This window comes from Peribacillus sp. NPDC097295 (genome assembly GCF_044761665.1).
In the GTDB taxonomy this organism is placed as follows: Bacteria; Bacillota; Bacilli; order Bacillales; family DSM-1321; genus Peribacillus.
Genome location: NZ_JBIWCW010000002.1, coordinates 433,318 through 452,792, shown reverse-complemented (window position 1 = coordinate 452,792; position 19,475 = coordinate 433,318). Strand labels below are relative to the sequence as shown.

Sequence of the window (19,475 nt, the reverse complement as noted above, 5' to 3'; positions counted from 1 at the left end):
CATTAGAATACCCGTTTTTTAGGGGCAATACAACGAAATGCACTCTCGTACTATCCCACATGAAATAAAGGGAATGCCCGATATCGGCATCCCCTTTAATGTGCACTTTTTTTAATGATTAAAGTGCGTATTTTTCATTTTCGATTACTTTTACGGAAGCTTCGCGTTTTTTCGCAATGACATTGATTGGGTTATGTCTAGTCAACTTGCGAAGTGAAGAAAGCATGATGCGAAGTGTATCGCCAGTTTCCACAGCAATCAATGTTTCTTTTGCATGCTGTTCGATTTCATTGAAAGCTTCTTGTACGAAGATTTCAGTGTATAGCACTTTTTGCTGGTTCTTTTCTAGACCTGTAGTCGCGATTGCTTTTTCTGTACGTAAAACCACTGACTCAGCTGCATAAGCAAGCGAAACGATATCGGCAATATTAGAAAGGATTTCTTGTTCTTGATCAAGTTTTTTACCGAACTTTTGTGCAGCAAGACCTGCAGCCAATATACCAATTTTCTTAGCATTTCTAACCAACATTTTTTCTTGTGCCAATGGCTCGTCACCTGGCTCTTCCGGCATCATCATCATTAATTCTTCTTGTAGACCTTGAGCCTTTTGAAGAAGAGGAAGTTCACCTTTTAGGGCCTTTTTCAGGAATGTACCTGGAACCAGCAGACGGTTGATTTCATTTGTTCCTTCAAAGATGCGGTTGATACGAGAATCACGATACGCTTTCTCAATTTCGTATTCTTGCATGAAGCCGTAACCGCCATGAAGTTGAACCCCTTCATCAGTTACATAATCCAACACTTCTGAAGCGAAGAATTTATTCAATGAGCACTCGATTGCGTATTCGGCAACTGCTGCAGCCATGGATTTCCCATCTTTTACTTGCTCATCAGTCAGCTTGCTTTGTCGTTGGTCATAAAGGCCGACCGTACGGTAAACGGAGCTTTCCGCTGCATAGATCTTAGAAGCCATCGTCGCTAATTTTTCTTTCGTTAGGTTAAAATCGGAAATTTTCGTTTTGAACTGTTGACGCTGATTCGTATAAGTAGCTGTAAGTTCAAGAGCGCGTTTTGAACCGCCGACTGCGCCTACACCCAATTTATAACGCCCAATGTTCAAGATGTTGAAAGCGATGACGTGACCTTTACCAGCTACACCAAGAAGGTTTTCAACAGGAACGGCTACGTCTTCAAGAATTAAAGTACGTGTAGAAGAACTCTTAATACCCATTTTCTTTTCTTCAGCACCTGTAGAAACACCTGCATATTCACGTTCTACGATGAAAGCAGAGAATTGTTCGCCATCAATTTTAGCGTAAACACAGAACACATCTGCAAAGCCTGCATTGGTGATCCATTGCTTTTCTCCGTTCAAAATGTAGTGAGTGCCTTCTGCATTCAATTTTGCTGTCGTTTTTGCTCCCAACGCGTCAGACCCCGAGCTTGGTTCAGTTAAAGCATAAGCCGCAATCTTTTCGCCTGTTGCAAGTAACGGAAGGTATTTTTGTTTTTGCTCTTCATTACCGAATAATACGATTGGCAAAGACCCAATCCCTACATGAGCACCATGTGTAATTCCGAACCCGCCGGCAAGTGCCATTTTTTCCGTGATTAACGCTGAACTGATTTTATCAAGACCAAGTCCGCTATATTCTTCCGGTACGTCAGCACCTAATAAGCCGATTTCCCCAGCATGCTTCAGTAACTTTACAGAACGGTCAAATTCATGGTTTTCTAAATGCTCAACTTGTGGAAGAACTTCATTCATTACAAAGTCTTCGGAAGTCTTGGCAATCATTTTATGCTCATCCGTGTAATCCTCAGGTGTAAACACTTGATCATACGTAATATCTTCAACTAAAAAGGCTCCACCTTTAATCAGGTTTTCTGTTGTTTGATTGGACATGAAAAATTCCTCCTATATGCTAATTTTTATAAAGGCCCGGATACAGATACCGTACCTGCATCCGGATAAAAAAGCTTATGCTAATAATTCGAAAACTCCAGCAGCACCCATACCGCCGCCGATACACATTGTAACGACCCCGAATTGTTGGTTTCTGCGTTTCATTTCATGTAACAGGCTTAATGTCAATTTAGCACCCGAACATCCAAGGGGATGACCCAAAGCAATAGCTCCTCCATTGACGTTGACAATCTCTTCATTCAATCCAAGTTCACGAATGATCTGAATCGATTGAGAAGCGAACGCCTCATTCAATTCGAACAAACCAATGTCTGAAAGCTCAAGCCCTGCAAGTTTTAGAGCTTTAGGAATTGCAGCAATCGGTCCGATTCCCATGATTTCCGGCGGAACTCCCGCTACAGCAAAGGAGCGAAACTTACCAAGTGGCTTCATGCCTAATGAGGAAGCTTTTTCACCATCCATGACCATGACAGCAGCGGCTCCATCACTTGTTTGTGATGAATTTCCGGCGGTAACGGATCCGGTAACAGAGAATGCCGGTCTTAGCTTTTTGAGCACATCGACCGTCGTCCCTTCACGAACGCCTTCATCTTGGGTGAACTGGAATGTCTTTTCCTGTAATTTCAAATCCGTGCCTACAGAACGAAGAGTTACGTCGACTGGAACGATTTCATCGGAAAATTTCCCTTCTGCAATGGCTTTTGCCGCTCTTTGATGGCTACGTACAGCAAACTCGTCTTGATCCTCACGGGATATCCCATATTTATTCGCAACCGCTTCCGCTGTGTGTCCCATGCCCATATAATATTCAGGCGCCGTTTCAGCAAGATTCGCATTCGGACGGGTAACGTGCCCCATCATTGGCACTAAACTCATGGATTCTGCGCCACCAGCGATGACCGTATCACTTTGTCCGAGCATGATTCTTTCCGCTCCATAAGCAATACTTTGCAATCCACTCGAACAGTAACGATTAATCGTAATGGCCGGTACAGTGTACGGCAAGCCCGCCAATGCTCCGATATTCCTTGCCATATTCAAGCCTTGCTCTGCCTCAGGCATTGCACAACCAATGATCAAGTCATCGATATTGCCTTCATAATTCCCTGCACGCTTTAATGTTTCCTTGACTACAATAGCCCCTAAATCGTCTGGACGAACGTTAGCAAGAGAACCTTTTTTTGCTCTTCCTACCGGAGTCCTTGCTCCAGCTACTATTACTGCTTCTTTCATGAGGATCCCCCTTACTTCATTTTTAAGCTCTTAACCTATTGAACTATAGTTTTTGGACTCTATCTTTAACAATCAGTTAGTTACGAAGTGGTTTTCCCTTAACAAGCATGTGCTGCATCCTTTGTTGAGATTTCGGAGTGGAAATCAATTTTAAGAATGCTTGTTTTTCTAGGTCCAGGATATACTGTTCATCTACTTCTGTACCGAAAGGAAGTTTCCCACCAGCCAGAACATATGCAAGCTCCTTAGCAATGACCAGATCATGGTCAGATAGGAAGCCTGATAGACGCATCGATTCGGCTCCTAAAAGGAGTGCTGCATAACCAGTTTCACCAACCACAGGTATTTTCGTGCGAGTCGGTGCTGTATAACCTTGATCATACATAGAAATGACGGACTGCTTGGCATCATATAACTGGTGGTCTGAATTGACACTGATTCGATCGGAAGAATTAAGGAAATTATTTTCCCGTGCTTCTTCAGCAGAAGTCGACACCTTGGCCATAGCAACGGTTTCAAATACTTGATTCGCTACCTTCTGTAAATCAAAGTCGACGCCTTTTGGCATACTCTTCAATGTTTTCACATAAAGTTCTTTTGTTCCGCCACCGCCAGGTATCAAGCCTACGCCCGCTTCGACTAGACCCATATACGTTTCTGTCGTTGCCTGGATACGAGCAGCAGGAAGTGAAACTTCCGCGCCACCGCCAAGCGTCATATTAAATGGCGCCACTACGACAGGGACCGCACTGTACTTAATCTTCAACATAGCTTTTTGGAATTGGCTGATCACCATATCCAATTCGAATATATTGTCATCCTGCGCTTCCATCAACATCATTGCGATATTGGCACCTACACAGAAGTTTTTGCCTTGATTTCCGATGACAAGGCCTTTATAGTTCGCTTCGGCTTCGTCGACAGCAGCATTGATCATTTGCATGATATCAAGACCAATGGCATTGTTCGGTGACGTGAACTCCAGTAGTGCCACTCCATCGCCAATATCAATCAAACTTGCACCGCTGTTTTTCTTGATTACACCTTTTTGCTTCTTGATTGCTTTAAGGTTGATCACCTTTGGATTCTCTTGAAGTTCTTTATATTCACCATTGTGATAGTAGGAAACTACACCGTTTTCCTCTTTGTAGAAAGAAGTAATGCCTTTTTCAAGCATATCCTTCACCCATTGTGGAACAGCTACCCCTTCTTCTTCTAGGCGGGCTACTGATTTTTCAACACCAATTGCATCCCAGGTTTCAAAGGGACCTGTAGACCAGCCGAAGCCCCACTTCATCGCTTGATCGATTGCCACGATATCATCCGCAATGTCTCCAAGCAGCTGAGCAGAATACACAAGGGCTGGATTCAACACATTCCAAAGCAAAAGACCTGCGCGATCCTCACTGTAAACAAGCGCTTTCATTTTATTAGAAAGACCTTTTGCCTGTTTAGCCATTTCAACCGACGGTGCCTTTAATTTTTTCCGTGGTTCATATTCAAGTGTCTCAGGATTCAATTCCAGGATTTCCTTGCCTTTTTTCAGGAAAAACCCTTGTCCAGACTTGCTTCCAAGCCAACCGTTTTCTAGCATTTTGCTCATGAAATCAGGAATGCGGAAAACTTCTTTTTCTTCTCCTTCAACCTGGTCATACACGTTCTTAGCTACATGAGAAAAAGTATCCAACCCCACTACATCAAGTGTACGGAATGTTGCGCTCGACGCTCTTCCGATTAAAGGCCCTGTTACTGAATCGACTTCACCCACGCTGTATCCACCTTTTTTCATTTCACGCAGGGTGACTAGCAATCCGTAAGTACCAATCCGGTTAGCGATGAAGTTGGGTGTATCCTTGGCTTCGACAACGCCTTTGCCAAGAACGTCTTCGCCAAATTGCTTCATGTATTCAAGCACTTCAGGTGCAGTTGCTTTAGTTGGTATGACTTCTAAAAGTTTCAAATAGCGTGGAGGATTGAAAAAGTGGGTCCCTAAGAAATGCTTTTGGAAATCTTCAGAACGCCCCTCCGCCATTGCTTCAATAGAAATGCCCGATGTATTGGAAGAAATGATGCTGCCCGGTTTACGATATTTATCAACCTGAGCAAAAACGCTTTGCTTCACATCAAGTCGTTCGACGACTACTTCAATCACCCAATCGACTTCATTCAATCGGCTTATATCATCTTCCAGGTTCCCCGCTTCGATTAAGGCAAGATTTCCTTTAGCAGATAACGGAGCTGGTTTTTGTTTTAAAAGTTTAGTAATCGCAGTTTGACTAATGCGGTTACGTACTTGTTTATTTTCTAAAGTAAGACCTTTTTTCTTTTCATCCTCTGTTAGTTCACGAGGTACAATATCCAATAATAAAGTCGGAATGCCGATGTTAGCAAGGTGTGCAGCAATCCCTGATCCCATAACTCCTGACCCTAGAACAGCAGCCTTTCGTATTTGTCGAACCAAGTTCATATCCCCCTTACGCAGTATATTGAATGAATACTCATTCATTTTTGTCCCAAAAAATTTTGAATATTTTTTCTTATTACTAATATAGAATAAATTTGGAAATTCTGCAATGATTAAACAGGTAAAAATTAATTTTTTATCTAAAAACTCCTGGTTAGTTTTCATTGTTTGGAAGAAAATAACGAACAGGAGGTGACGTATACTCATGAAGCATAAAAACAATCCGTCTAAAGGAGCCGTAAGCGCCGCAAGCGTGAAAGGAAATGCCGGCCCTGGCGGTGAGCGAACCAATGGAAAGAATAAGGTGAACAGCCAGAACAATCAGTTTAAAAAATAGAATCTTAAGTGGAGTAGCCGTCCCTTATCCGGGGCGGCTCTCGCTTGCTATTTTTTCAATAGCCCCTTTAAGACGAAAGCAACATTGGCAGGCCTCTCTGCTAGACGGCGCATAAAGTAACCATACCAATCCGTTCCATATGGGACATACACCCTAACTTTGTAGCCCTCTTCTACCAAATCTAGCTGCTTATCGTTTCGGATGCCATATAACATTTGAAATTCAAATCGATCCGTAGGAATTCCATGCTTCATGACGAGATTTTTCGTGTAGTCAATGATTTTATCATCATGGGTGGCGACAGCTGTATAGTTCCCATTCAGCATATGCTTTTTTATGATTTTCTTAAAGTTTGCATCCACTTCGCTTTTCTCTGGAAAAGCTATCTCTCGTGGTTCTTTATAGGCGCCTTTAACCAGTCGGAGGTTTGGATGCCATGCATTCAATTCTTCGATATCTTTCTCCGTCCGATGGAGATACGCTTGTATAACCGTTCCAATATCATTATATTCAGCTTTCAGTTTTTTGAACACTTCCAATGTCGGCTGACAGCGCGGAAAATCTTCCATATCCAGCGTTACGAATACTTGCTTCGCTTTGGCCTCCTCTAAAATCTTTCTCATATTTTTCATGACAACCTGTTCTGAAATATCCAAGCCCATCGAAGTCAGTTTCAAGGATACCTGAGAGTCGAGTTGATTGTTCGAGATGATTCGAATCGCTTCGAGACATTGGTTAGCCCTTTCTTCTGCTTCGTGCTGATTATCTATGAATTCCCCCAAATGATCGATGGTCACAGATAGTCCTTTCCGGTTTAACTCGGAAATGATTGCCGCAGCCATCTCCAAAGATTCTCCAGCTACAAAGCGGGCTGCCCCAAAACGCAAACCATATCTCCTCGCAGCCTTTGTCAGGTGTTCGTTCTTTGATAGAAAAAGAAAAAAGTCCCTCAAAATTCGTTCCACGGCCTTCCCTCCAACTCTTTGTTTGGAAAAACAGTTGCCTTGTAATTTATATTCGGACATTTACCCTAATCGAATATAAAAATTAAAAATGGGGAAATTAATCTCGATCAGGCCATATGAGGAGGTAGAGTGATGGAACAACAAAATTCAATCAACAGTCAGCAACAAACTACCGGTTTTATGAAACAACCACCGGACATGGTATCCGTAAAAGACAGTTTATACCTTACCGATATGCTTTCCTGGAATTTGATCGCGATTAAAAAAGCACATTTTTTCGCGGCCCAATGTACAGATCCTCAAGTTATTAATGCATTAACTCGTTGCGGACAAATGCACCAACGCCATTACGACACGATTTTGTCCCATTTAGATCCAAACCAACAGCAAAATCAACAACAACAATTCCAGTAAAGGAGGTATCTCGATGCCCAATCAAAACAAAGTCCAAAATCCTGAAACACCGATCGCTAAGACGCCAGAGATGAATGATCGCGACTTTTTAAATGATATGCTGGCAACAGAGAAGTATTTCTGTAACTCTTTTTCAGTTGCACTTCATGAATTGAGCAATCAAGCTCTATTTCAAGACATCTTCTCAGTTTCAAAAGAAAACCAGGAAATGCAACGGGAACTTTATAATCTCATGTTCGAAAAAGGCTGGTACAGCTTGGAAAAAGCGCAAACAGATAGCTTAAGTCAATCCTATCAACAATTCTCTGGGTATAAAAATCAACTACCATATGGCTCCAATATTCAGTAAAGATAAAAATAGCCGGCCACAATAGAGTGGGCCGGCTTCATTTTATATATCCGTCGAAAACATATACTTTTTATAGTGATAGCGTATGCTGAATATTAAGCCCATGGCCATCATATTCCCCATGAGCGAACTTCCTCCATAACTGATAAATGGAAGGGGAATCCCCGTAATCGGTAATATCCCGACCGTCATTCCGATATTTTGGAAAACATGAAATGTCAACATGCTGATGATACCAACGCAAATATATGTATAAAAGTTATTTCGTGTATCCATTCCTGTTTTTGTAATATGGTACACCAGTAGGAAGAATAACGAGATGATGATACTTGATCCGATGAATCCGAATTCTTCCCCGATGATACTGAAGATGAAATCCGAATGACTTTCCGGTAAATACACTTCCCTTGACCCTATACCCTTACCGGTGGTCTGACCCGATCCTATGGCTAGCAAGGACTTCGTCAAATGGTACCCTTCGGAGCTCGCGTAATTATAAGGATCCAACCAAGAGTAAATACGGCCGAACTGATATGTTTTCACACCTATTTTTTCAAGCAATTCCGGATGCCATAGTACGAAATACATAATTGTGGAGATGGCGACCATTCCTACAGATACAATAGGAAGCAATATTTTCCATGATATTCCAGATATAAAGATCATTCCGATCATGATCGACAGTATGACAAGCGATGTACCTAAATCCGGCTGTTGCATGATTAACAGTAACGGTGCGCCTGTAACAAGACCTATTTTCACGAGGAGCCATAGGTCCGTTTGAATCGTTTTTAACGTATTTTTAAGATGATGATTTGAAATGACATTCGCTAAAGCCAAAATAAGAAAAACTTTCATGAATTCCGAGGGCTGAATGGAACCAAGTGGTTTGATGATGAACCAACTTTTCGCACCATTACGAACGGGAGCAATGGAATCTGGCATAATTAGCAATAATAATAATAGCAATAATCCGAATCCATAGGCATACCAGGATATCTTTTTCAACTGATCTGAATCCAATGTGATGATACCCAGAACAATCCCTACTCCAACCGTATACCAAAAAATTTGTTTTATTAGGAAATTTTCTTCGTATTGTCCAGTAGTCTGAGCACTATATATCGCCAAACAGCTACCAATACATAACAACAGCAATATCGTGACCAAAGAAAAATCTATTCGCGATGAAAATTTATTTTGTTCTTCCATAACTAACTCTCCCTTTAACAAGGTTCCTGCTTCTTTAAATTACACTTACTCATTATACTTTAAACAAATAAAATCACAACTATATCGAAGGATAGTTTAGAGGCTGCATGATGAGAAATCATGCAGCCTCTAAGTGAAAGGTGCTATAAATGTTTTTCCCTTGCCCTACTCCGTTTCAAAAGCCTCGTGACTACACCGTTGCTCGGTGAAAAAAGGAAAGCTGAACCGAACAAGAAAGCCGCCGCACCGACCATGCATCCTGAAATGGAGGCATCAAGAAAGGTTGCCGAATAATACCCGATGACCGAACTCAATATCCCAACCCCAATGCTGACCAAAATCATCCGACTTAACCGTTCTGAAAGTAAGTAGGCCGTCGCGGCTGGAATAATGAGCATCCCCACTACCAAAATCGAACCGACGCTGTCAAAAGAAGCAACGGTCGTCAACGATACAAGTCCCATCAGTAAATAGTGAAAGAATAAAACGGGTATCCCCATCGCCGCAGCAAGAGAGGGATCAAAAGAGACTAGCTTAAGCTGCTTGAAGAAAAGGAAAAGTAATAGAAGGTTAAGTAGGAAACAAGAGCCTACAATCCAGATGGCCTTTGGCCCCGCCTCTACTCCACCAATGGATATGGTATTCCATGGAGAATAAGCAATCTCTCCGTACAAGACATGATCAAGGTCGAAATCAATTTGCTGCGTAAACAAACTTACCAAGACGATTCCCACAGCGAATAGAGAAGTAAATACGATCCCTATCGCTGCGTCGGACTGAACTCCGGACGATTGAAAAAGCTGAATCAAGAACACTGTAAGTAACCCGAGCGCTGCTGCACCAATTAGCATTGGGACGGAATCACGGGAACCCGTTATTAAAAAGGCCACTACGATACCGGGTAAAATTGAGTGACTGATTGCATCGCCAATCAAGGTCATTTTTCTTACTATTAAAAAACATCCCAGCACACTACAGGAGCTAGCTACAAGTGCCCCGACTAAGATAATCCAGAAATCGTTCATGATGGATGGCTTCCTTTCTTTTTATCCTGTTCAAGTGAATATTTCTTTTTCGCCGAGAACCTTCTCCATACTGAGGAAATCACTCCGCGTTTAGGAGCAAAAAGCATGGAAAAGAAAAACCAGGCCGTTGCCGACAAAACAATCAATGGGCCTGTTGGCAGATTATTGACCGATGTACTGATCAGTGTCCCGGAAACGCCACTCAGCATCCCGAATATGCCAGAAAGGATGACCATGATATGCAGGCGCTCTGTCCAATACCTGGCAGAAACCGCTGGCGTGATCAACAAGGACGCCATCAATACTACACCTACAGCTTGAATGCCGATTACAACTGCCGCCACAATCAGCATCATGATGAAATAGTCGAGGAAAACAACCGGCAACCCCATTCCCTTAGCAAATCCGGGATCGAAGGACAATAGTTTAAATTCCTTGAAAAATAACGTACAAGTGACAATGAGAATAAACGAAACGGTCATCATCATATACACATCGGACATGACCATCGACGCCGTTTGTCCGAATAGAAAAGTATCCAATCCACTCTGGTTTCCATATTCACTTTGCTGGATCTGGGTTAGCAGCACAATGCCAATTCCAAAGAAAGAAGTTAACACAATGCCAAGTGCCGCATCCTGTTTAATTTTGCTGTATCCCGTCAGTATGCTGATTAAAAAAACCGCCACTAAGCCGGCGACAGCCGCTCCAATCAGAAAGAACGAAGTGGACTTCACCCCTGTTAACAGGAACGCTACGCAAATCCCAGGCAAGGCCGCATGTGCGAGCGTGTCACCCATTAACGACTGTTTTCTTAAGTATGCAAAACTTCCGATGACTCCGCTGCTTAATCCAAGGAACATGGTGCCAAGCAATATCCATCTTGTATTGGGATCGGCTATAATATCCGATACGTTCATTCTGAACACCTCATTTTAATAGCAGACCCGTCTCTGCATCTGATAAAATCGCCAATCGTCCCCCATATGTCTCCTGTAAATATGCAGGAATGAATACCTCTTCTGTTGGTCCGATTTTCATCACTTTTTTATTTAATAACATCGTCCAATCGAAATATTCCTTAACAGTCGACAAGTCGTGATGCACAACCAGAACCGTCTTCCCTTTTTCTTTCAGCTCCGTCAACAACTGGATGATTGCTTTCTCAGTCGCAGCATCAACACCCACAAATGGTTCATCCATGAAATAGATGTCCGCCTCTTGTGCTAAAGCGCGGGCCAAGAAGATTCGTTGCTGCTGTCCGCCGGAAAGCTGGCTGATCTGGCGATTAGCATATTCAGCCATCCCCACCTTCTCCAGGCACTCCATTGCCTTCAGTCTTTCATTTTTACCAGGACGCTTCAACCAGCCAAGATGCCCATACCTACCCATCATCACGACATCAAGCGCATTTGTCGGGAAATCCCAATCCACTGACTCCCGCTGTGGTACATACCCGATACTCTTCCTCATCGATTTATAAGAAGCACCATTAATCGTCACCTTTCCAGCAAGCCTAGGGACCAGTTCAAGAATGCCTTTAATCAAAGTGGATTTCCCCGCCCCGTTTGGACCGATGATACCAATCAAGTTTCCTTCCGGCACCTCGAATGTAACATCTTCAACCACTGGTTTTTTATGATAAGCTATCGTTAGATTTTCAACCTTCAACGCGTAATTCATCCTGTATCCTCCTCATTTCAAAGCGTTCACGATCGTATCAGTATTATGACTGACCATACCGATATATGTTCCTTCTTCCGTACCTTTTTCCCCCATTGCATCCGAGAATAGCTCACCGCCGACTTTCACAGTATGACCTTGCTTTTTTGCTCCCTGGATTACCGCTTCGATTGCCTTTTTTGGCACGCTTGACTCCATGAATATGGCTTTAATTTCATTTTTCACAAGGTAATTCCTCATATCCGTTACATCCTTCGAGCCATATTCCGAAAGCGTATTAATTCCCTGCAGCCCTTTTACATCCAACCCGTAGGACTTGCCGTAATACCCGAAAGCATCATGCGCCGTGACGAGGACACGCTGGTTTTCTGGGATTTTATTGATTTGGTCATGGACATACTGATCAAGTTCCTTTAACTGCTGGACATACGCTTCATAGTTTTCTAGATAACTGGCTTCATGGTCTGAATCATTGGCGATCAACTCTTCCTTTACTGTTTCCGCTGCCACCATCCACAGCTTCACATCAAACCAGACATGGGGGTCATGCTCAGATGCACTAACTTTATGAAGCTGCCCCTCCTTGAAATCCTGCGTCACCGCAATTGTCGGTTTCTCTTTGCTCATCATTTCAAAGATATCCGTCATTTTCCCTTCAAGGTGCACGCCGTTATAAAAAATCATGTCAGCCGAGTCGAGTATTTTCACATCCCCTTGTGTTGCCTTATATAGATGAGGATCGACTCCCGGTCCCATTAAACTAGTGACCTCTACATGTTCACCGCCAATATTCTCGACCAAATCTCCGATCATCCCCGTTGTTGCGACGACATTTAACTTACCATTATCTTGATTTCGCTCGGACGATTCATTGCCACAGCCTGTTAAAATGAGCACTGCCGCAAGCAAGATTCCCACCGGTTTTAAAAGCCCCATTAATATCCCTCCGTTTTTTTAGCCATATATAAAAATGTTTACCAAGGGCAAAACCTAGATAAAAAAATTTTCTTCTAACTTTTTTCCTAATCACTAAAAAGTTTCCTTACTGCAACTTATTTTATACTATACACATTTATTCGTAAAAAGTGCAACTTTTATAAATTTTTGGCTTGTCCACTTCGGTGTCAGATAACTCCCAAAAAAACTTTATATAAAAATACAGTAAACTATTAACATTTTAAGTTTTGTAAAGTATACTTTACGTATAGTTAGCTTTACATTTTCTAGAAAGGAGTAAAAAATTTGAAAAATAACTTACGGGAATTGCGCAAATCTCACCATATCACACAAGAAAAGCTGTCCGAACTTACAGGCGTTTCCCGACAGACAATCATTTCTATAGAAACAGGAAGATTCGACCCATCCATCAAGCTTGCTTACAAACTGGCAAAAGTGTTCGATATGACTATTGAGGATATATTTCTTTTCGAGGAGGAAATGTAATGGATTTTAATTGGTGGGCTTTTTTAGGTATTATCCTTGGAATTACCGGAGGGCTGGCTGGATTATGGGGAGGACGCCGTGCCGCTGCCAAACAACGGGGATTGGATGAACGGTTTACCCTCATCCGGACTAAGGCACGGGCAACCAGCTGGTTTTACACCCTTTTCGGGTTATATGTCTTTTTCTTCTTACTCCTTTTTGGGGTGAAACTCTCTGTTGCCCCCATTCTAGGTATTCTATTACTTCTTCATCTTGGCTCCTGGGCAATCTCCGTTTTTTATTACGAAGCAAAGCTTTAAATCATTTTTTTGATTGTGATTGTACAGCAAGATAAGCTAATCCCAACTCGATCGCACAAAGCATGATCAAATAAAATAAAGTAGTTAACATGTTCTCCCCTCCCCTAAGACTTTTATTCATCTTAAAGGATGAAACCCATACCAGAACAAGACCTTATAAGAAGGAATTTTCTCTACACTTTTTCCCTTCTCTTGCTATGAAATGGGTTTCATAGATTACATTGTAAAAAAGGAAAAATGGTGATTGAATGACGAATATAAAAAAAATTGCTGAATATGCAGGTGTGTCGATTACGACCGTATCTCGCGTAATGAATAACCATCCTTATGTAAGTGAGGAAAAGAGGAAGTGTGTGCTAGAGGCCATCCAACAATTAAACTATACAAGAAATATCAATGCCGTCCATCTTTCAAAGGGCAAGACTCATCTGATCGGCGTCATCATTCCATACACCAACCACCCCTACTATGGAGCAATCATTCAGGGCATTAACAAACAGGCCAATTACCTTGGGTATCATATCGTTATCTTTCAAACACAATATGAAAGAGAGAAAGAAATCCAAGCATTGAAAATGTTACAAATGAAGCAGCTCGACGGCATCATCGTCTGTTCGAGAATATCAGAAATGAAAGTTCTCTTGCAATATCGGGACTACGGTCCGATTATCTTATGTGAAGATACCATGCCATCTGAGTTTTCCTCTATCAGCATCGACCATTATGCCGCCTTTTCCTCGGCCCTCGAATACTTGGTAACCAAAGGGTATAAAAGAATAGGATACAGTCTCGGGCGAAGAAAAAGCAGAAATAGTTCCCTCCGGACAAAGGCGTTCCAAGATACTTTGACAAAGTACCAACTTACAAGTAAAGATGAATGGCTGTTTGAAGGCAGTTACTACATTAAGGACGGAGAAAAAATCTTTCGGGAGTGGGCTTCCATGCACGATAAGCCGGATGCCATCATCATAACTAACGATGATACGGCTGCAGGATTTATTATTACCGCCCAAAAGTCGGGAGTGAAGGTACCTGAAGATGTCGCCATCCTCGGTTTCAATAACGATACGATCAGTGAGATGCTCGGTATCACGACCATATCCCTGCCCCTTGAATCGATTGGGAGAATGGCAGTTGACCTTTTCGAAGAACCCCAAATGATCAAGCATGTAAAGCTCGGCTTCAGTCTCGTTAAACGTAGAAGTGTATAACAATTAGAAATATCAGAAATCTCATTATATACATATATTAACCAGGAGAATATTCTAAGGGGTTTGATTCTTATCAAATTAGGGAAAAAGATACTTGAAAAATAAACATTGCGCTCTCTAGAGGAATATTTTATAATTTTAATATAGCAAATTTCATTCATTGACGATTATTTTTAAGACGGCACTGGAAATTCGCATATTTAATAATTGAATACTTCCTCATTTACCGATGAGTTAGAGGCTGCGGCTTATAAAAGTAAAACGGACGAGATTCAGGAAAGTTGACGACTCCGTTTGAAAGGATAAGTTGCCGAAGTTTAGAAATATTCCTTGTATTTCTAGGCTGGCGATGTTTTCGAAAAGGAACATCACTGTCACGTTTTTATAAAACGTGGGGAGCTATCTTCGGAAGGATTAAACGGGTTTATTATAAACAGCCGTCGATCTTTTTCGACTGCTGTTTTTTTTTATTTCGTTCCCTTCCAGAAAAAGGAGTGTAACATCAATTGGAAAATCCACAAAAAAAATCAAACCCCAGTGAACTGAAAAGGAGCCTGAAAGGTAGGCACCTCATGATGATTTCCCTGGGTGGAACAATAGGTACCGGGCTCTTTTTAGCAAGCGGAGGTGCCATTCATACAGCTGGTCCCGGGGGAGCCTTGGTAGCTTATGCAGTAATCGGCATGATGGTTTTCTTTTTAATGACCAGTCTTGCCGAAATGGCTGCGTATATGCCGGTTGCCGGTTCATTCCGTGTCTATGCATCTAAATTCGTCGATCCTTCTTTCGGTTTTGCGATTGGATGGAATTATTGGTATAACTGGGCCATCACAATAGCGGCAGAACTTGCGGCCGTTGTCCTGATCATGAAATTCTGGTTTCCCGACACTCCTTCTTTTATTTGGAGTGCCATTGCTTTAATCATCATGTTCCTCATTAACTATATGTCTGTTAAGGGATTTGGCGAAGCCGAATACTGGTTCGCTATGATTAAAATCGTGACTGTTATTATTTTCTTAATTACTGGGTTTTTAATCATTTTTGGCATCATGGGTGGAAAAGATCCGATTGGCTTTTCTAATTTCACCATGGGAGAGGGTCCATTTAATGGAGGATTCTTCACCATTCTAGGAGTCTTCATGGCAGCCGGCTTTTCCTTCCAGGGAACGGAATTGCTTGGAGTGACAGCCGGGGAAAGCGAAAATCCGGAAAAGAACATCCCTAGAGCGATTAAATCCGTTTTTTGGCGCATCATCCTTTTCTATATCCTTGCAATCTTTGTCATAGGGATGGTCATTCCATTCACGGATGCTCGCTTGTTGAGTGAAGATGTTGCAGTCAGTCCATTTACACTAGTATTTGAACGTGCAGGCCTTGCTTTTGCCGCGGCTGTCATGAATGCTGTCATCCTATCTTCCGTCCTTTCAGCCGGGAACTCAGGTATGTATGCATCAACCCGTATGCTATGGGATTTAGCACGTGATGGAAAAGCACCAAAATTCCTTGGCAAGCTTGATAAAAGAGGCGTCCCTGTGAATGCCCTTATCGTGACTTCCCTAGTTGGCTGTCTTGCTTTCTTGGCTTCCTTTTTCGGTGACGGCGTCGTTTATATTTGGTTACTGAACGCTTCAGGAATGGCCGGTTTCGTCACATGGGTCGGAATTGCCATCGCTCACTATCGATTCCGTAAAGCTTATGTGGCACAAGGACTTGATATAAAAGACCTGCCATACCGATCAAGACTGTTTCCGTTTGGACCGATTCTTGCCCTTGTCCTTTGCCTCTTCATTATACTGGGACAAGGCTATCAAGCCTTCAGCACCGACGGAATTGATTGGAACTCGATGTTCGTTTCCTATATTGGGCTTCTTTTATTCTTTGTGATATGGTTCGGTTATAAAATTAAACATAAATCCAAAATCATTCCACTTAAGGAATGCGACCTAAAAGTAAAATAAACATTATAGAAAGGACCTGACATTCTCTTAGGAAGAGAAATCAGGTCCTTTTCTTATTTCAGATGATAGACACGGCATTCAAATGCCCGTAAGGGTTCGGAGGAAATCCCTTTGTCCATGTCCTGTTTATAATTGCTGATTAATAAAGTGGCCGATTGTGGATCTAATTCTTCCGGTAAGTTAAATTGCCCATCATATCCTTTGAAGTTGCATAGTACAAGAAGCTTTTCCTCACCAAGCGTTCTCGTATAGGCAAATATTTGTTCATCATCAGGACAAAGCAAATCATAGTGCCCATACACGATAACATCATGTTGTTTACGTAGCTCAATGAGCTTTTTATAAAATTGAAAAATGGATTCCTGATCATTATAGGCCTTCACTGCATTGATTTCCGGATAGTTTGCATTCACCCCGATCCACGGAGTTCCCGTTGTAAAGCCAGCATTCCGGCTGTCGTTCCACTGTACGGGTGTCCTTGCATTATCCCGACTGCGAGCATGAATGGCAGCCATCATCCTTTCTTCCGACCACCCGTAATTATTAACCAAATCTTCATGGGAATTCAAGGTTTCAATATCCCGGTAGTCTTCAAGGCTTTCAAATTTTATATTCGTCATGCCCATTTCTTCACCTTGATAAATATAAGGGGTTCCTTTTAGCATATGTAGGCAGGCCGCAAGCATTTTTGCACTTTCGACCCGATATGCTCCATCGTCCCCGAACCTGGATACGACCCTTGGCTGGTCATGGTTATTCCAATATAGGCTGTTCCATCCCCCATCTTCCAGCCCGTATTGCCACTTAGAAAGTATCCGCTTTAAATCACTCAGTTCCCATTTTGAGTTATTCCATTTCCCTTCCGGTCCTGCTCCCAAATCCATGTGCTCGAATTGAAAGACCATATGTAGTTCATTCCGATCTTTCCCTGTGTACAATAATGCCTCTTCAGGATTGACACCCGGCATTTCACCTACCGTGATCAAATCATAATGTGACAGAACACGCTGGTTGATTTCTTGTAAAAATTCATGGATACGAGGCCCATTCATGAAATAAGGGCTTCCATCGCCATACTGTTTCCCATCCGCAACAACACCGTCCAAATATCTCTGATCCTTCGAAAGGAAATTAATGACATCCATCCGGAAACCATCTATCCCTTTATCGAGCCACCACTTCATCATGCTATAGATTTCTTCTCGCAGATCTGGATTTTCCCAATTTAAATCCGGTTGTTTTTTACTGAACAGATGTAGATAATACTCGTCCGTCACTTCATCATATTTCCAGGCAGAGCCTTTGAAGACGGATTCCCAGTTGTTCGGTTCCTTTCCGTCCTTTCCTGGTCTCCAAATATAGTAATCTCTCTTCGGATCATCAACGGAAGAACGGGAAGCCATGAACCAAGGATGTTCATCTGATGTATGATTGATAACCAGGTCCATCATGATTTTCATTCCCCGTTCATGGATGGCGCTTAATAACCGATCAAAATCTTCCATCGTACCAAACTCTTTCATAATTGACTGATAGTCACTGACGTCATATCCATTATCATCATTTGGGGATTGATATATAGGTGAAAGCCAAATCACATCCACACCAAGCGTCTGTAAATAATCAAGCTTTACTAAAATTCCTTTCAAGTCACCTATCCCGTCTCCATCACTATCCATGAAGCTTCTAGGGTACACCTGATACACGACCGCCTCTTTCCACCAAGTTTTATCCATGTCATCCACTCCCCTACTTAGGTTTTACATAATTATACAACAACCTTTCTATTATAAAGAGTGAAACTTCAGATTATTACAAAAAACATACTTTCATTCAAAAAAACTTACCCCATCTATTTTGTTGTAAATAGACGGGGTAAGTCTTGAGCTTATCAGCGTTGAGACGGAAAAACCCTGTTCACGAGATCCTTAAATTCATCCGTGAATCCTTCAACCGGTTTTCCCTTTTTAACATCCTTTACATAACGATCCATCTTCTCGACAAATTCTGGGTTCGTCGATACACGGACGCCTTCAATGGATGCATCCGCATTTCTTATGACATTGGCAATTTTATTTTTTACATCCGTTTTAAGCTTTCCTTTTTCAAGTACAGCACCAACATATGCATGATGATCGGTCACGATTACACTAGCTCTCTTTACTTCTTTCAAGTCTTCAATATGTCTAGCCAGATCCTCGTGGACCATGAATTGATTGTTTGTATCCTGATCAGGATTATTGATTTGATTGATATTTGTTCTGTCATTTACATTTCTCGTTGGATTATAACCACTTTCACTTAAATCTCTATCTTGATTGGTTCGATTCAACCCAAGGTTTTCATTTGCTCCTTCATTTTCATTGGCTGAACAGCCTGTAATGAATAAAGCAATCATCGCACTTGATATCACTGCTTTGTATTTTTTCATCTTTTCACTCCTCACAAATGGTTTCTCTTTACTATTTGCGAAGAGTGAATCGTTTATTCAGAGGAGGTGATTTTCAACCCTAGTATCCCCACTACAATACACCCAACGAAAACTAGGCGCATCGCATCTTTTGGTTCGTTAAAGGCGATGATTCCCACCAATACTGCGCCGACTGCTCCTATTCCTGTCCAGATTGCATACGCTGTCCCCATCGGCAGAGTCTTGATAGCCGAAGATAGAAAATAAAAACTAATGATCATGCCCACAATCGTAATCACAGAAGGAACTAATTTCGTGAAACCTTCCGTATACTTCAAACTTGTTGCCCAAACCACTTCAAATAACCCTGCAATAACCAGTTGAATCCAAGCCATCATTTCCCCTCCAAATACAGAAAAAGCCCGAAAGGTCACAAACATAACCTCCCGGGCTTTTATCCCTCCGTGTACGCAACGTTACTGCGCGTCTCTCTCGGACCAGACCGGTCATGGACCGCGGAACCCTAGAGACTTTTTATTACTTGT

At 42.0% G+C, this 19,475-nt stretch carries 19 protein-coding genes and 2 riboswitches; of the genes, 7 read left to right on the top strand and 12 right to left on the bottom strand.

Going from position 1 to position 19,475, the window contains the following annotated elements; translation table 11 throughout:
- Window positions 1-118 precede the first annotated feature (118 nt).
- The 3 genes from ACIQXN_RS05360 to ACIQXN_RS05350 all read right to left on the bottom strand — a co-directional run bounded on the left by ACIQXN_RS05360 (window position 119) and on the right by ACIQXN_RS05350 (window position 5,627).
- Window positions 119-1,906, bottom strand: coding sequence for an acyl-CoA dehydrogenase family protein (locus tag ACIQXN_RS05360; RefSeq protein WP_402962742.1), 1,788 nt, complete (start codon window positions 1,904-1,906; stop codon window positions 119-121).
- 75 nt (window positions 1,907-1,981) lie between these two features.
- Window positions 1,982-3,160, bottom strand: a complete 1,179-nt coding sequence (locus ACIQXN_RS05355; RefSeq protein WP_402962739.1) for an acetyl-CoA C-acetyltransferase — start codon at window positions 3,158-3,160, stop codon at window positions 1,982-1,984.
- A 76-nt stretch (window positions 3,161-3,236) separates the two neighbouring features.
- Window positions 3,237-5,627 (bottom strand): 3-hydroxyacyl-CoA dehydrogenase/enoyl-CoA hydratase family protein, encoded by a 2,391-nt coding sequence (locus ACIQXN_RS05350; RefSeq protein ID WP_402962735.1) that lies wholly within the window; start codon window positions 5,625-5,627, stop codon window positions 3,237-3,239.
- Between the two features lie 202 nt (window positions 5,628-5,829).
- On the opposite strand from ACIQXN_RS05350, the gene ACIQXN_RS05345 reads away from it, so the two are divergent.
- Entirely contained in the window at window positions 5,830-5,961 is a 132-nt protein-coding gene (locus tag ACIQXN_RS05345; protein WP_402962732.1) for a YuzL family protein, read from the top strand.
- A gap of 47 nt (window positions 5,962-6,008) precedes the next feature.
- Here the strand turns inward: ACIQXN_RS05345 and ACIQXN_RS05340 are convergent, their stop codons facing one another.
- Complete coding sequence (locus ACIQXN_RS05340; RefSeq protein WP_402962730.1) at window positions 6,009-6,926, bottom strand: proline dehydrogenase family protein; 918 nt, start codon at window positions 6,924-6,926, stop codon at window positions 6,009-6,011.
- 132 nt (window positions 6,927-7,058) lie between these two features.
- Here ACIQXN_RS05340 and ACIQXN_RS05335 point away from each other — a divergent pair, with 132 nt between their 5' ends.
- Both ACIQXN_RS05335 and ACIQXN_RS05330 read left to right on the top strand, forming a co-directional pair.
- Window positions 7,059-7,340: a hypothetical protein gene (locus ACIQXN_RS05335; protein WP_402962727.1), complete on the top strand. Its 282-nt coding sequence runs from the start codon at window positions 7,059-7,061 to the stop codon at window positions 7,338-7,340.
- A 13-nt stretch (window positions 7,341-7,353) separates the two neighbouring features.
- A complete protein-coding gene (locus ACIQXN_RS05330; RefSeq protein ID WP_402962725.1) occupies window positions 7,354-7,689 on the top strand; it encodes a spore coat protein in 336 nt (111 codons plus the stop codon).
- A 42-nt stretch (window positions 7,690-7,731) separates the two neighbouring features.
- Here the strand turns inward: ACIQXN_RS05330 and rodA are convergent, their stop codons facing one another.
- From rodA to ACIQXN_RS05305, 5 genes are all read right to left on the bottom strand, one after another.
- Entirely contained in the window at window positions 7,732-8,901 is a 1,170-nt protein-coding gene (gene rodA / locus ACIQXN_RS05325; protein WP_402962723.1) for a rod shape-determining protein RodA, read from the bottom strand.
- Window positions 8,902-9,044: 143 nt separating this feature from the next.
- Complete coding sequence (locus ACIQXN_RS05320; RefSeq protein ID WP_402962719.1) at window positions 9,045-9,926, bottom strand: metal ABC transporter permease; 882 nt, start codon at window positions 9,924-9,926, stop codon at window positions 9,045-9,047.
- Window positions 9,923-10,846 (bottom strand): metal ABC transporter permease, encoded by a 924-nt coding sequence (locus ACIQXN_RS05315; protein WP_402962716.1) that lies wholly within the window; start codon window positions 10,844-10,846, stop codon window positions 9,923-9,925. Before ACIQXN_RS05315 ends, ACIQXN_RS05320 begins: the two co-directional genes overlap by 4 nt.
- A 10-nt stretch (window positions 10,847-10,856) precedes the next feature.
- Window positions 10,857-11,609: a metal ABC transporter ATP-binding protein gene (locus ACIQXN_RS05310; protein WP_402962714.1), complete on the bottom strand. Its 753-nt coding sequence runs from the start codon at window positions 11,607-11,609 to the stop codon at window positions 10,857-10,859.
- Between the two features lie 12 nt (window positions 11,610-11,621).
- A complete protein-coding gene (locus ACIQXN_RS05305) occupies window positions 11,622-12,545 on the bottom strand; it encodes a metal ABC transporter solute-binding protein, Zn/Mn family (RefSeq protein WP_402962711.1) in 924 nt (307 codons plus the stop codon).
- 306 nt (window positions 12,546-12,851) lie between these two features.
- Between ACIQXN_RS05305 and ACIQXN_RS05300 the strand changes: the two genes are divergently transcribed.
- From ACIQXN_RS05300 to ACIQXN_RS05285, 4 genes are all read left to right on the top strand, one after another.
- The gene (locus ACIQXN_RS05300; RefSeq protein ID WP_402962708.1) at window positions 12,852-13,052 is read left to right on the top strand and encodes a helix-turn-helix transcriptional regulator; all 201 of its coding nucleotides are present in this window, start codon (window positions 12,852-12,854) and stop codon (window positions 13,050-13,052) included.
- Window positions 13,052-13,351, top strand: a complete 300-nt coding sequence (locus tag ACIQXN_RS05295) for a hypothetical protein (RefSeq protein ID WP_402962703.1) — start codon at window positions 13,052-13,054, stop codon at window positions 13,349-13,351. Before ACIQXN_RS05300 ends, ACIQXN_RS05295 begins: the two co-directional genes overlap by 1 nt.
- A 248-nt stretch (window positions 13,352-13,599) precedes the next feature.
- A complete protein-coding gene (locus ACIQXN_RS05290; protein WP_402962699.1) occupies window positions 13,600-14,562 on the top strand; it encodes a LacI family DNA-binding transcriptional regulator in 963 nt (320 codons plus the stop codon).
- 227 nt (window positions 14,563-14,789) lie between these two features.
- A riboswitch (Lysine riboswitch) is annotated at window positions 14,790-14,972 on the top strand.
- A 96-nt stretch (window positions 14,973-15,068) separates the two neighbouring features.
- Window positions 15,069-16,520, top strand: a complete 1,452-nt coding sequence (locus ACIQXN_RS05285; RefSeq protein WP_402962696.1) for an amino acid permease — start codon at window positions 15,069-15,071, stop codon at window positions 16,518-16,520.
- Window positions 16,521-16,573: 53 nt separating this feature from the next.
- Here the strand turns inward: ACIQXN_RS05285 and ACIQXN_RS05280 are convergent, their stop codons facing one another.
- The 3 genes from ACIQXN_RS05280 to sugE form a co-directional block, all read right to left on the bottom strand.
- Window positions 16,574-18,256, bottom strand: coding sequence for a glycoside hydrolase family 13 protein (locus ACIQXN_RS05280; protein WP_402962692.1), 1,683 nt, complete (start codon window positions 18,254-18,256; stop codon window positions 16,574-16,576).
- Between the two features lie 155 nt (window positions 18,257-18,411).
- Window positions 18,412-18,951: a YhcN/YlaJ family sporulation lipoprotein gene (locus tag ACIQXN_RS05275; protein WP_402962688.1), complete on the bottom strand. Its 540-nt coding sequence runs from the start codon at window positions 18,949-18,951 to the stop codon at window positions 18,412-18,414.
- Window positions 18,952-19,004: 53 nt separating this feature from the next.
- Entirely contained in the window at window positions 19,005-19,325 is a 321-nt protein-coding gene (sugE, locus tag ACIQXN_RS05270; RefSeq protein ID WP_402963350.1) for a quaternary ammonium compound efflux SMR transporter SugE, read from the bottom strand.
- A gap of 46 nt (window positions 19,326-19,371) precedes the next feature.
- A riboswitch (guanidine-I (ykkC/yxkD leader) is annotated at window positions 19,372-19,468 on the bottom strand.
- Window positions 19,469-19,475 lie beyond the last annotated feature (7 nt).

Excerpts from the sequence above, each read along its gene's own strand:
- ACIQXN_RS05360 (WP_402962742.1), bottom strand. The coding sequence starts at position 1,906 with ATGTCCAATCAAACAACAGAAAACCTGATTAAAGGTGGAGCCTTTTTA.
- ACIQXN_RS05355 (WP_402962739.1), bottom strand. The coding sequence starts at position 3,160 with ATGAAAGAAGCAGTAATAGTAGCTGGAGCAAGGACTCCGGTAGGAAGA.
- ACIQXN_RS05350 (WP_402962735.1), bottom strand. The coding sequence starts at position 5,627 with ATGAACTTGGTTCGACAAATACGAAAGGCTGCTGTTCTAGGGTCAGGA.
- ACIQXN_RS05345 (WP_402962732.1), top strand. The coding sequence starts at position 5,830 with ATGAAGCATAAAAACAATCCGTCTAAAGGAGCCGTAAGCGCCGCAAGC.
- ACIQXN_RS05335 (WP_402962727.1), top strand. The coding sequence starts at position 7,059 with ATGGAACAACAAAATTCAATCAACAGTCAGCAACAAACTACCGGTTTT.
- ACIQXN_RS05330 (WP_402962725.1), top strand. The coding sequence starts at position 7,354 with ATGCCCAATCAAAACAAAGTCCAAAATCCTGAAACACCGATCGCTAAG.
- rodA (WP_402962723.1), bottom strand. The coding sequence starts at position 8,901 with ATGGAAGAACAAAATAAATTTTCATCGCGAATAGATTTTTCTTTGGTC.
- ACIQXN_RS05320 (WP_402962719.1), bottom strand. The coding sequence starts at position 9,926 with ATGAACGATTTCTGGATTATCTTAGTCGGGGCACTTGTAGCTAGCTCC.
- ACIQXN_RS05315 (WP_402962716.1), bottom strand. The coding sequence starts at position 10,846 with ATGAACGTATCGGATATTATAGCCGATCCCAATACAAGATGGATATTG.
- ACIQXN_RS05310 (WP_402962714.1), bottom strand. The coding sequence starts at position 11,609 with ATGAATTACGCGTTGAAGGTTGAAAATCTAACGATAGCTTATCATAAA.
- ACIQXN_RS05305 (WP_402962711.1), bottom strand. The coding sequence starts at position 12,545 with ATGGGGCTTTTAAAACCGGTGGGAATCTTGCTTGCGGCAGTGCTCATT.
- ACIQXN_RS05295 (WP_402962703.1), top strand. The coding sequence starts at position 13,052 with ATGGATTTTAATTGGTGGGCTTTTTTAGGTATTATCCTTGGAATTACC.
- ACIQXN_RS05290 (WP_402962699.1), top strand. The coding sequence starts at position 13,600 with ATGACGAATATAAAAAAAATTGCTGAATATGCAGGTGTGTCGATTACG.
- ACIQXN_RS05280 (WP_402962692.1), bottom strand. The coding sequence starts at position 18,256 with ATGGATAAAACTTGGTGGAAAGAGGCGGTCGTGTATCAGGTGTACCCT.
- ACIQXN_RS05275 (WP_402962688.1), bottom strand. The coding sequence starts at position 18,951 with ATGAAAAAATACAAAGCAGTGATATCAAGTGCGATGATTGCTTTATTC.
- sugE (WP_402963350.1), bottom strand. The coding sequence starts at position 19,325 with ATGGCTTGGATTCAACTGGTTATTGCAGGGTTATTTGAAGTGGTTTGG.